Origin of the sequence: Paenibacillus allorhizosphaerae (assembly GCF_042659105.1) — a bacterium.
Lineage (GTDB): Bacteria > Bacillota > Bacilli > Paenibacillales > NBRC-103111 > Paenibacillus_G > Paenibacillus_G allorhizosphaerae.
On record NZ_JBHSRV010000023.1, the window covers coordinates 44510 to 57293 of the forward strand.

General features: G+C 52.9%; 10 protein-coding genes and 1 pseudogene. 9 read left to right on the forward strand and 2 right to left on the reverse strand.

The window, feature by feature from the left end; translation table 11 throughout:
• Positions 1 to 17: 17 nt before the first annotated feature.
• From ACFQI7_RS34750 to dgoD, 9 genes are all read left to right on the forward strand, one after another.
• Positions 18 to 638 carry an NAD(P)/FAD-dependent oxidoreductase gene (locus tag ACFQI7_RS34750; protein ID WP_218102781.1) on the forward strand — a complete coding sequence of 207 codons (621 nt, stop codon included), beginning with the start codon at positions 18 to 20 and terminating at the stop codon, positions 636 to 638.
• Between the two features lie 58 nt (positions 639 to 696).
• Positions 697 to 1551 (forward strand): hypothetical protein, encoded by an 855-nt coding sequence (locus tag ACFQI7_RS34755; RefSeq protein ID WP_230415638.1) that lies wholly within the window; start codon positions 697 to 699, stop codon positions 1549 to 1551.
• Between the two features lie 19 nt (positions 1552 to 1570).
• A complete protein-coding gene (locus ACFQI7_RS34760; protein ID WP_218102780.1) occupies positions 1571 to 2194 on the forward strand; it encodes a TVP38/TMEM64 family protein in 624 nt (207 codons plus the stop codon).
• A gap of 257 nt (positions 2195 to 2451) precedes the next feature.
• Complete coding sequence (locus tag ACFQI7_RS34765; RefSeq protein ID WP_218102779.1) at positions 2452 to 3375, forward strand: ArsR/SmtB family transcription factor; 924 nt, start codon at positions 2452 to 2454, stop codon at positions 3373 to 3375.
• Positions 3376 to 3508: 133 nt separating this feature from the next.
• Positions 3509 to 4792 (forward strand): ABC transporter substrate-binding protein, encoded by a 1284-nt coding sequence (locus tag ACFQI7_RS34770; RefSeq protein ID WP_218102778.1) that lies wholly within the window; start codon positions 3509 to 3511, stop codon positions 4790 to 4792.
• 66 nt (positions 4793 to 4858) lie between these two features.
• Complete coding sequence (locus ACFQI7_RS34775; RefSeq protein ID WP_230415636.1) at positions 4859 to 5737, forward strand: carbohydrate ABC transporter permease; 879 nt, start codon at positions 4859 to 4861, stop codon at positions 5735 to 5737.
• Between the two features lie 26 nt (positions 5738 to 5763).
• Positions 5764 to 6597, forward strand: a complete 834-nt coding sequence (locus ACFQI7_RS34780; RefSeq protein WP_230415634.1) for a carbohydrate ABC transporter permease — start codon at positions 5764 to 5766, stop codon at positions 6595 to 6597.
• Positions 6598 to 6615: 18 nt separating this feature from the next.
• Complete coding sequence (locus ACFQI7_RS34785) at positions 6616 to 9390, forward strand: glycoside hydrolase family 2 protein (RefSeq protein ID WP_218102776.1); 2775 nt, start codon at positions 6616 to 6618, stop codon at positions 9388 to 9390.
• Complete coding sequence (gene dgoD / locus ACFQI7_RS34790) at positions 9390 to 10538, forward strand: galactonate dehydratase (RefSeq protein ID WP_218102775.1); 1149 nt, start codon at positions 9390 to 9392, stop codon at positions 10536 to 10538. The genes ACFQI7_RS34785 and dgoD overlap by 1 nt, the downstream gene beginning before the upstream one ends.
• A 131-nt stretch (positions 10539 to 10669) precedes the next feature.
• On the opposite strand, the pseudogene ACFQI7_RS34795 reads toward dgoD, so the two are convergent.
• Positions 10670 to 11344 (reverse strand): annotated as a pseudogene (locus tag ACFQI7_RS34795) (response regulator).
• Positions 11345 to 11346: 2 nt separating this feature from the next.
• Entirely contained in the window at positions 11347 to 12528 is a 1182-nt protein-coding gene (locus ACFQI7_RS34800; protein WP_218102774.1) for a sensor histidine kinase, read from the reverse strand.
• Positions 12529 to 12784 lie beyond the last annotated feature (256 nt).

The window sequence follows — 12784 nt, forward strand, 5'->3', positions numbered from 1 at the left end:
AGGGGAGAGCGTGAACGATGGCAACGTTAATATTCGCTGTAACGCCCGGGTTTGAAGTCGGGGGAACGGTGTTTAAGCCGGAGCAGCTTGCTGTGCTGGGAGCCGCTGTGGGAGCAGATGCCCGCATTGAAATGACAACTTTTAAGCAGTTGTACGTAGAAATGCAAGAGGAGCGGGCAGAGGAAGCGAAATTCAAGCTGCAGCAAATCGGGCTTGAAGTGTATCCGGCCGGATTTTATACGAAAAGCTTAATTACCTGCAACTTTTGCAAAGGAGCGGAGGAAGCCGGTTTGAGTACAGCCAGGGCGCTGGACGAAGCGGTTGCCGGACTAGCGGCGCCAAGCCCGCTCAAGATCGGGTATTCCGGTTGTGCGCTGGCGACGGGAGAGCCGCTGCTCAAAGATATCGGCGTCGTGAAGATGAGAGACGCTTATGACATTTATATCGGCGGCGAAGCGAAGTCGTTGAAAGCGGCGCCCGGGTTTCTCTTTATGGAGCGCGTTTCCGAAGACCAACTGATCCCGGTCGTGCGCGGTCTGATCCAATATTTCCAGGACCACGGCAAGAAGAAAGAGAAATTTTCCAAGTTTATCGAACGGGTTACGGCAGATGCACTGCGCGCTGCAGTGGTCGAGTAGCCCCAAAACCAGAACTTTGCTTACCAAAACGATTCCATAGCTCGGGAGGATCATTACAATGAACTCGAAAATGATGAAAATTGCGATTCCGCTGCTGCTGTCGGCCGCATTATTAAGCGCCTGCGGCAAGTCGGACACAAAGACCAATAGTGGTGCGGAGCATGGAGGCCATGGCGCCCATGAAGCGGGGGAGCAGCAGGTTGGAGCCGGGGCCAATCAGGAGAAGGACGTACAGGCGGTATTCAAGCTATCCAGCGAGAAGCCGCGGGCGAAGCAAGACACGGGCGTATCGATACAGATCGCGGGTAAAGATAACAAACCGATCGAAAGTCTGGATGTCAGTCACGAGAAAAAATTGCATTTGATCGTCGTCAGCAAAGATTTGTCGTACTTCAATCACATTCATCCGGAAGACAAAGGCAAAGGTGCGTTCCAAATATCGACGCAATTTCCGGCCGGCGGTGAATATAAGCTGTTCGCCGACTTCGTTCCGACGGGGATGGGCTCGATGACGAAGAGCCAATGGATTACCGTTCAAGGAGATGCAGCAAAGGCGGTGGCGCTCGAGCCGGAAGCCAATCTCACGAAGACGGTCGATGGCAAGGAAGTGACGCTCACTTTCGATAAATTGCAGGCAGGCAAAGCGGTCAACATGACGTTTAACATCAAAGACGCCGCTTCGAAAAAGCCGATCACTAACTTGCAGCCTTATCTTGGTGCGGTCGGACACGTTGTCGTTCTTAGTGCAGACGCGTCTCAGTACCTCCATGTTCACCCGACGGACGAAAAGGCGGCGGGACCGGATGCGAAATTTATGACGACCTTTCCGGCAAGCGGCATCTACAAAATATGGGGACAATTTCAGCATGAAGGCAAAGTGTTCACCGTTCCTTTTGTCGTGAAAGTTCCGTAATATGGGTGGAAGCAAACATTTGAGTAGATGGATATGGGCAGCGGCTTATGCCGCTGCCGTAGCCGCGTCTTTCTATTTTAAAGACGAAATATTGGACTGGGTTCGGAACAGCGATCGTTCCCAGCTTGTGCCGATGACGCTGATGGCGCTGTTCCTGGCACTCGTGCCCGTCATTCCGTACGGGATCGTGGCCGGTCTGATGGGAGCCAAGTTCGGCCTTATAGCCGGAAGCTTCATCAACCTGCTGGCCTCAAGCGCCGCCGCGGGGATCATGTTTGTGCTGGCGCGCTTTGTATTACAGCGCTCCGCACGCGATTTTTTGAGCCGGTTCAAGCAGCTTGACCGGTTCACCGCCGTATATGAGCGCAATCCGTTCATCGGCGTGCTGTTTGCGCGGCTCATCCCGATCATCCCATCGCCTGCGGTCAACATTTATTCGGCGATCACCCGCATGTCGTGGATGGCATTCATGACGGCTACGGTTATCGGCAAAGTGCCGGTGATGCTTATTTTCGCATTTGTTGGGGAGCATGTTTTTTCCAATATGCGAAGCGCCATTATAGCGATAAGCGTATATGTCGTATTTTTATTGATCGTCTACATTACATATCTACTTTGGAGGAAGCGCTCGCTTTCTTCGTGAATGCCGCCCTTTCGGATACGTCCCGAAGGGCTTTTCTTAACATTATAGAATTTTTAAGTTCACTAAAGCATGAAAGTGAACTGCGAAATTCTATACCAAGAAAAACTTCCGCTAAAAACAGTCTGGCTACTTTTAAGGACTCCGTTACGGAGTTTTTCTTATGTCTGGTTTTGCAATTGCTTTTTAAATCGTAATTTTGTACAGTACAAGTAAGTGTTTTTATTACAACATTTATTATTATAAAAGGGGAACAATCGATGAGAACGTTAGAATTGACGCTGCACGAAGCGCTTGAAATATGCAAGACGTTAGCCAACGAGCACCGGATGGAAATGGTCCGCATTTTGACGGAAGGCCCGCAGAATGTCAATGAGATCGCAGAGCGAATGAAGCTGCCGTTCTCTACCGCGGCGGTCAACATCAAGAAGCTGGAGGATGCGGGCATCATCTCGACGGAAATTGTGCCGGGACGCGGAACGCAAAAGGTCAATTCGAAGAAATACGACCGCATTATCATCAATTTGACGGAACGGGAGAAGGAGCAGGAGCATGTGGTGGAAATTGAACTGCCGATCGGCGAGTTCGTGAACTGCGAGGTTCAGCCGACCTGCGGGCTGCTCAGCGAGGAAGGCATTCTGCTCGTGCAGGACGACCCGCGTTCGTTCTATGAGCCTGACCGGAAAAAGGCGCAGCTGCTTTGGTTCCGTTCCGGGTACGTGGAATACCACTTTCCGAACCGGATCCCTTACGGCACGCAGGTCGAGGAACTGGAGTTTTCGCTTGAATTATGCTCGGAGGCCCCTTACCATAAGCCGGACTGGCCGTCGGATATTACGTGTTGGGTGAATGGCCAAGAGATCGGCACCTGGACGTCGCCGGGAGATTTCGGCGGGGAAAGAGGCTTTCTGACGCCTTCCTGGTGGGGAACGAACAATACGCAGTATGGTTTGCTGAAAAATTGGAAAATTAATAGCGAAGGAAGCTACGTTGACGGGTTAAGCATCTCCGGCATCAAGATCGGCGATCTGGGTCTGCTGGACAAGCCGTTCATCTCGCTGCGCCTCGGGATTAAGCAGAATGCGCAAAACGTAGGAGGCATGAATCTTTTCGGCAAGAAATTCGGCAACTACGAGCAGGATCTGCTTATGAAAATCAAATATGTGCCGAAGGGACACCGATGAGAAAAGAAGGGGCCGTTTGAGGTAAAAAACGGTTCCTGGCTTTGGCATAATTTTTATTATCAATATACTTGAAATATAACAACTAAATATGTAATAATAAAAGCGTCGACAACACAACAGAGAGGGGATTACGATGAAAAAGTTAAGCGCTTTGGTACTGAGCACTGTCCTGTTGACGGGGGTCATCACAGGCTGCGGGAAAGAACCTGCTGCGGGCTCGAATGAAGGCGGTTCCAAACCGGCTGCGGTTCAATTGAAATATTGGGCTCCGTTCAGCGGCGGGGATGGTGATTTCATGAAAGAGCTTGTTACGAAGTTCAACAGCAGTCATCCCGACATTCAAGTGGAAATATTGAACCTGAAGGCCGAGGAATATTACACCAAGCTGCAAACCTCCATCGCGTCGAACCAAGCTCCGGATATTGCGATCGCGCATGCATCCAAGCTGGCGGAGCTGACCTCGGCGAAAATGATTCAGGAACTCAGCGGTACGGCGCAGAAAGCCGGTATCGATTGGAATACGTACAGCAAGAACATTCTGAATTCGACGATTGTCGACGGGAAAAATTACGCGGTGCCGCTGGATACGCATGCACTTATCCTGTTCGCGAACGAAAGTATCATGAAGGATGCCGGACTCGTTGACGCGAACGGCAAGGTAAAGCTGGAAGCCGGCAAAGACGGATTTATGAAGACGCTGCAAACGATCAAGTCGAAAGCGCCGGCCGGCGTCTTCCCGGTGGCCGCCACCTCCAATGGCGATTCACCGCTGCGCATCTGGTGGACCTTGTACTCCCAAATGAACGGCAAGCTGCTCAGCGATGACGGCAAGAAAGCCGCTTTCAACAACGACAAGGGCAAGCAGGCGCTTGCGTTGATGAATCAAATGGTAACGGAAGACTTGTGGCCGAAAAATACGAAGAACGGCGGCGAAATCTTTACGGCGGCGAAAGGCGCATTGATGTTCAACGGTGCGTGGATGACCGGCTCGCTGGAGCAAAACCAGAATTTGAAATTTATCGCTACGCCGATTCCGCAGCTGTTTGAGCGCAAAGCGACTTGGGGCGATTCCCACACGTTCGTGCTGCCGGTGCAAAAAAATACCGACGAAGCGAAGCAAACGGCGGCGCTCAAGTTCGCGGACTGGATCGCTTCCAACGCAGCTTCCTGGGCCAAAGCGGGCCATGTGCCAAGTAAGCCGTCCGTTCTGCAATCCAATGAATTCAAGGCGCTGAAATACCGCAGTGACTACGTGGAAATCGCGGATTACGTCAGCTATATGCCGAATTCGCCGAAGATTACGGCCGTGCAGGATATATTCAAGAAGCACCTCAACGTAATGATGAACGGTCAGGCAACGCCGGAGCAAACGCTGGAGCGGGCGGAGAAAGAGATTAACGAACTGCTGGCTAAATAATGGATGGAACGAGAGTGTCTGGGGCCGGTTCTCAGGCACTCTGCTTCTGATAAGGAGGATTGCGCCGTGAGACAGCTGTGGAGACGAAAGAGCGAGAATATCGCGGCTTACTTATTCTTGCTTCCTTTCCTGATCATTTACTCGATGTTTATGCTCTACCCCATTATTCGGGGCTTCGTGACAAGCTTGAACAAAGTGTCCATTTCGATGGACTACACGTTCGTAGGGCTTGCCAACTACGCAGAGATGTTCCGCGACCGTTATTTTTGGGAAGCGCTGTGGAATACGTTTTACTTCGTGCTGATTTCAACGCCTACCTTAATTGTCGTAGGTCTGGGATTGGCGCTCATCGTCAACGCGAAATTGAAAGGAACGACGCTGCTTCGCTCGGTGTTTTTCCTGCCGTTTGTTTTGTCCATCTCGGTCATTTCGAGCATTTGGGTATTCATTTTGCAGCCGTATACGGGGTTGTTGAATACGTTTTTGCATAAGCTGGGCGTCGTGCAGGAGCTGTTCTGGCTCGATCAGCCGCAATTGGCCTGGATTTCGGTGTTGATCGCTACCGTATGGTGGACCGTCGGATTTAATATGGTGCTGTTCTTGGCCGGGCTTCAGGAAATTCCGGAGGACATCTACGAAGCGGCGAGAATTGACGGTGCAGACGCTTGGCGCCAGTTTACGGCCATCACACTGCCTTCGATCAAGAGCGTCATGCTGCTCACGGTGGTTTTGCAGACCATTTCGTCCTTTAAGCTGTTCGGACAAACGTATTTGATGACGAAGGGCGGACCGGGGACGTCCACTCGGACGCTCGTTCAATATATTTATGAAAAAGGGTTTATCGAACGCGACATGGGATTCGCATCGGCGATGTCTTATGTGCTGTTCGTCGTCACGATCGCGTTCGCGATCATCCAATTCAAGCTGCTGTCGAATAAAGACTGACGGCTAGTACGGGAAGGTGAAACCACATGACACACAGCTTGCGAAAAATGTCCTTGGGCCGTCTACTGCTTTATTTGGCCAGCTTTGGACTGGCCGTCGTCTGGCTCATTCCGCTCGTTTGGATGATTGTCACGGCAGTTAAGCCCGGCGGCAGCGCGGTTACGGTGATCGGGGAGCTGTTCAAGCCTCCGTTTACGCTCGACAATTACAAATATGTGCTCGGCAACGCGTCCATTTGGAATTGGACATGGAACAGTACGTTCGTCGCCGTCGTGACGACCGTAGTTACGATCGTTCTGAACTCGCTGGCGGCTTTTGCGCTGTCCCGGCTCCAATTCGTCGGAAAGACGGTTATTTTCTGGCTTGTCATTATGGGGCTGATGGTGCCGATCGAAGCGAAAATCATTCCGCTTTTTCAAATTATGGTCGATATGGAACTGATCAATTCGTATCCTGCTTTAATTTTGCCAAGCTTGGCCGCTCCGCTCGGCGTATTTATTTTGAAGCAGTTTTATGACGGCATTCCGAAAGATTTGGTGGAGGCCGCCAAAATCGACGGAGCCGGTTGGCTGCGCGTTTATTGGAGCTTGTTCCTGCCGTTGTCCCGGTCGTCCATGGCGGCGCTCGGCATATTCACCTTCGTCACCTCCTGGAACAACTACTTGTGGCCGTTCCTGGCCGTGACTGAGGAGAAGATGATGACACTGCCTGTCGGGATTCCGACGTTTCAAAGCGCTTATACCGCGGAGTTGATCATCCCGATGGCGGCCAATGTACTGGCCAGTTTGCCGGCCATTCTCGCGTTTATTTTGTTCCAGAAACATATTATTAAAGGCATAACGATGACCGGAATCAAGTAACCGAGGGAGAGAGACAGCATGAGACAAATATGGAGTCTGGACGGGGAATGGCTTTTTGTCAAAGACCCGCTGCAGATTGGAGAGAGAGAAGCCTGGCACGAGAAACAATGGAATCAAGATGCCATGAAGGTTAAGGTTCCGCACATCTGGCAGCGCGAGGGCGGCGACCTGGTTGGATATAACGGCGTTGCGTGGTATCGAAGAGAAGTCGAGTTAACGGGTTGGTCGGGGCAGCGGCAGCATTACGTATGCTTCGGCGCCGTCGATTATCGCTGTACCGTATGGTGGAACGGTGAATGGATCGGCGAGCACGAGGGCGGCTTTACCCCGTTCGAGCTGCGCATCCCGCCCGGGCTGATCCGGGATTGCAACACAGTAACGGTCAGTGTATTCGATCCGAAGGACAATGCGGAAATTCCGATCGGAAAGCAGGGCAGCTGGTATACGCGGGTCAGCGGGATTTGGCAGTCGGTGCGGATCGAGGAGCGATCCGCCGCTCATATCCGGAGCGCCATGATTACGCCGGATACGGATTCCATGAAGCTGGACGTTCGAGTCGAGCTGACAAGTGACGCTCCCGGTGACTTGAAGCTGCAATATACGATTCGGCCTCATGCTTGCGGGGACGCCGATACGTTCGAAGCTTCTTCTTATGAAGGAATCTTGGAAGTGCCGACGGTTCAGCCGGGGGAACGGCGGGAAGTCGACCTGCAGGTGAGTGCGACGGATATGAAACTATGGTCTCCGGCGCAGCCGCATTTATATGAAATCGAACTTATCCTCGTCGATCATCTGACGGAAACGGATCAATATGTTACGACATTCGGGATGCGTAAAGTGGAGCAAAAGGACGGGCGTATTTATGTAAATGATCAGCCGGTTTATATTCGCGGCGCGCTCGATCAAGCATTTTACCCTGATACGATATATACGGCGGCGGACGAGGCATATATTCGACGCGAGATCGCCTTGGCCAAACAGATGGGTTTTAATTTACTGCGGAAGCATATTAAAGTGGAAACGCCCGAATACTTATATTGGGCCGATCGGCTCGGCATGCTGATTTGGGCGGAACCGCCGAACTACGTCAAATGGACCGCGTCGGCGCGGGAACGATTTGTGGCGGAGCTCCGGGCGATGCTGAAGCGGGATTATAATCATCCTTCCATTATTATTTGGTCGATATATAATGAAGAATGGGGTCTTGAATGGGATTTGGAGTTCGACCCCGAGAAGCAGCGCCATGTAGCCGAGCTGGTAGACACGGTACGGGCATGGGACCCGACCCGACTTATTTGCGACAACAGCGGTTGGACCCATATCAAGACCGACATCAACGATCATCACCGTTACTTTGCTTGTCCCGACCAGCTGGACGAGTGGCGCAAAGATTTGGACGAATTCGTCATCGGCGATCCCGACGCCAACTTCGTGAAGCCGTATCGTTCCCAAGGGGAACCGATCATCGTATCCGAATTCGGGGTATGGGGACTTCCCGATGTAGAACGGCTCAAGACGTTCTATGACGGCAACGAGCCATGGTGGTTCGTCAATCAAGGCGAAGAAACACACCAAGACGATTACAAAAAGCCGACGACAGCAATGGAGAATATGAACAAATTCGGTTTGGATCGGACGTTCGGCGGTTTTGAGCGGCTCGCGGTGCACTCGCAGCGCCGCATGTTCCGCGCGGTTAAATCGCTCGTCGAAGAAATGCGCAAAAGGCCGGCGATCGGCGGATACGTCGTAACGGAGTTCACCGACATCGAGTGGGAAACGAACGGATGGCTCGACTTTTTGCGTCAGCCGAAGGAAGGCTTCGACCGTTTGGCCGATTTCAACGGAGCCGCTTGCGTCTTTGCCGAAATTGCTGCGGCAAATGTATGGTCCGGCGAAACGGTAGCCTGGGATCTTGTTCTGACGAACGACGATCTTGAGCCTCACAGCGGCGTGGTGCGCTGGCGTTTGGCCGAATCCGGCCTGGCAGGCGAAATCGCGGCGGAATGCAGCGGATCGTGGAACCGTCTGCCGCAAGCTCTTGCGTTTGCCGTTCCCGAGACTGCGACGGCGGCATTCGAACGGCTGGAACTGGAGTGGCATTCTGAAGGAAAGCTCATTGCGCGCAACGAATATGAACTGACGATCACGCCGAAAGCGCAATGCCTGCTGCAGGCAGAGGACACGACTTCGATCACGGTCCACCGGATGAGTCCGGCGTTTGCCGACAAGCTGCAGCGGCATGGCTGGCAGATCGCTTCCGGCTTAAGCTTGGACAAGGTTGCCGTCACCGATTGCCTGGACAAGGAGATCGAGACGTTCGCCCGCCAAGGCGGACGGGTGCTGTTTCTAGCGGAGAAGGGCGACAAGCTGTCCGCATCGGGACCGTTCACGTTCCGCGAGTTGCCTCCGGGGGAAAGCTGGCCGCGCGCGTCCTCGCTCAATTACGTCGATCCCGACTTTTTCCGGGGTATTCCGCTGCACCGCGAAATGGGATGGGAAGCGGGCGGACTGTATCCGGACTATGTGCTGCCGTTTGCCGATTACAAGAAGGTCGGCGTGAAGCGGACGGTCAACATGTTCGGCAATCCCGGGATCGCCGAAGCCGGAGAAGTCATCGCGGGATATTTCCAGGGGTGGCTCGGGCAAAACGGTGGATCCATCGTCCGTCATCCGCTCGGCAAAGGAGCCGTCACCGTCGTAACTTGGAAGCTGCTCGACCTGTACGGGGTTGATCCGATCGCGTCGCTCTTGCTGCATCGGTTAATCGATATTGCCATGAAGGAGAATGACTAATGAAAATTAAATCGATCGAATTGTTCAAAGTGCCGCCGCGCTGGTTGTTTCTGAAAATGACGACCGACGACGGTCTGGTCGGCTGGGGCGAGCCTGTCGTCGAAGGCCGTGCGGATACGGTAAGAGCGGCGGTTGAAGAGCTGAGCTCGTATTTGATTGGGCAAAATCCGCTTCGGATCGAGGATTTGTGGCAAGTGATGTACCGCGGCGGATTTTACCGCGGCGGTCCGGTGTTAACGAGCGCCATGTCCGGCATCGAGCAGGCGCTGTGGGACATTAAGGGCAAGTTCTACAACGCGCCGGTGTATGAGCTGATGGGCGGTGCGTGCCGCGACCGCATCCGCGTGTACAACTGGATCGGCGGGGATCGTCCGAGCGATGTAAAGGAAGCGGCGAAGAAGCAGATCGAAGCCGGCTTCACGGCCGTCAAGATGAACGGCACGGAAGAGCTTCACTATATCGATTCGTTCGATAAGATCGAAGAAGTGCTCAACCGGATTGCGGCTGTCCGCGAAGTGGGCGGCAAGCAGTTCGGGATCGGGATCGATTTCCACGGGCGGGTGCACAAGGCGATGGCCAAAATATTAGCCAAAGAACTGGAGCCGTTCCGCCCGATGTTCATTGAAGAGCCGGTGCTTCCGGAGAACAACGAAGCGCTCAAAGAGATCGCGAAGTACACTTCGGCGCCGATCGCCACAGGGGAGCGGATGTATACGCGCTGGGGCTTTAAGGAACTGCTGCAGCAAGGTATCGTCGATATTATCCAGCCCGACGTATCTCATGCGGGCGGTGTGATGGAGACGCGTAAAATCGCAGCGATGGCGGAAGCCTACGACGTGGCGCTCGCACCGCATTGTCCGCTTGGGCCGATTGCTTTGGCCGCATGCCTGCAGGTCGACGCCTGCTCGCCGAACGCCTTCATCCAGGAGCAAAGCCTCGGCATCCATTACAACCAAGGCAGCGACTTGCTCGACTATTTGGTCGATCCGAAGGTGTTCCGCTACAAGGACGGATTTGTCGATATTCCGCAAGGACCGGGGCTCGGCGTTGAAGTGAACGAGGAAAAGGTTCGCGAGATGGCGCGGGTCGGCCATGATTGGAAAAACCCGGTATGGCGCAACGCGGACGGCACGGTAGCCGAGTGGTAGGATCATGATATATATAAGCAATATTTAGTGGTCATACGGCCAGTATCGATAAATTATCGATACTGGCCTTTTTGAATCGCGGTTGCTCATCTTGCTTTGAGGCACGAGTCCGCTGTTTGCTCTCAATTAAGTTATTTCACCATTCCATTGCGGAGTGCCGCTACGACAACCTGCGTCCGATCCTCGCACCCGAACTTTTGCAAGATACGGTGAACATGCGATTTTACGGTTCCCTCGGTAATGAACAGCTTTTGAGCGATCTGATCGTTGCGCAGTCCGTAAGCCATCTCCTGCAATATGTCCTGCTCCCGTTCCGTCAACGGCTCAAGCAGAGGTGTTTGGCCGCGAATCGGGCCGGGAATAAGGGAGCCTGTGGCGACCGCTCTTGAAATGGCGCTCGCCGCCTATCCCGTTTTATATACGGCTTCGCCGCGATACGCCGAACGAATCGCTTCCAGCATGTCCTCCACCTCTGCATCCTTCAGCAAATACCCGACCGCTCCCGCTCGAATGCCTTGATATATATACTCCTGATCGTCGAAGGTGGTCAATATGACAATCTTTGTATCCGGCAGCTGCAGCAGGATCTCCTGCGCTGCTTCGATTCCGGACAAACGCGGCATCTGAATATCCATTAGGATGACGTCGGGAGTGTGTTGGACGGCCAGTTCTACCGCTTCTTTCCCGTCGGAAGCTTCGCCCGCGAGCATCATATCGGATTGTAATCCGATGACATATCCAAACCCTTGCCGGATCATCGTTTGATCGTCGGCGAGCAGCACTTTGATTTTCTGGTCGGTCGGCATGGTTAGTCCTCCTTTTCATTAGCATGCCGCAGGTTCGGATCGAACGCCGGAATTTCGGCAATAAGCTGCAACCCGTGCGGTTCTTGAATCGAATAATGCAGGCGGCCGCCGCTTTCCTCAAGCCTGGCTTTCATCACTTTCAGGCCGAATCCTTCGCTGATGATTTGACCGGATTGCAACATGCCGTCATCCCGGATGCGCATGGTCAAGTTTCCCGACTCTCTTCTCAGGATGACTTCCACATGTGCGGCACGGGAGTGTCGAATAATATTTGTGATCGCTTCCTGCAGCACCCTGAACAAAATTCCGTACACACCGGCGTCGACCTCTTCCTCATTGAAATCGGCATGAAACGTATAGCGTACGGAGGCGAAAGTTTCCATCCGGGAAAGCAGCGCCTTTAAGGGGATGACGCCGGGAATCGAGCGATCGCCTGCCAGAGAATGGACGGAGGTGCGAATATCCTGAAGTCCTTGGCGGGCTACGGACAGCATTTCCTCCAGAGACTGTTCCGCCTGGACGGGATCTTTTTTGATCATATAGCGCATCGCTTGCATTTGAACGATTAGCGAGGTCAGACTGTGGCCAACCGCATCGTGAATATCTCTGGCGATACGCGCCCTTTCCTCCAAAACCGCATACTGCATGGAAGTAACGGACGCCTCTTGCAGCTGATCGTATGCCTCCTGCAATTCCGCCAAATGGCGCTTGTTCAACTCGTACATTTCATTTCTTTGCTTGCGGCTTCGTATCGTAAAATAAAGAACAAACGCGAACAGACCGAATGAGATGAAGTTGAATAGGTCCTCACGCCCGAATTTGATATACAGCAGTGCCGTGACAAACATGACCGCCATCGCCGGGATCGGTGATGTGGACATGAACAAGTGAATCGAGGCGGCAAAAATGAAAACGGCGATGAAATAAAGCGGCTTCATCTCATGGAACCAGAACAGACCGAGCGCGGCTTCAATAATAATGATGCAGCCTGCCGCAAATAGCCGTGTTTTTGTCCACCACGATCTCGGGAAAGACAATATGACGGAAAAAGTAGCCCAAATCACAAGGTTCAGCCCGACCTGGTACACGGGACCGCTAAACAAACGGTTGATATTCATGAGAATAAAGATGGCCGCAGCTCTGGCGAGCGGTTTCCCGTATATCCGGTAATCTCTAAACGACACCTCGATCCCCCTTCCGCTAAGCCATTGCGCGCTTCGTACTGGCGCGGCTTTTTTATAATCTCGTCCCAACGCAGTTGAATTCATTGTAGCCTTGCCGTTCGCCGAAATCAAAAAGAGGCCCTCGCATCGTGATATGCTCCCCTTAAGGTAGACAGGTTAAATAATAAAACCTGCTACCTTAAGGGGGTTTTTTCATGGCTAAAAAAAATCAATATCGTGCAGTAGAGAAACTCGCCATCATACAGGAGCTTGAAAC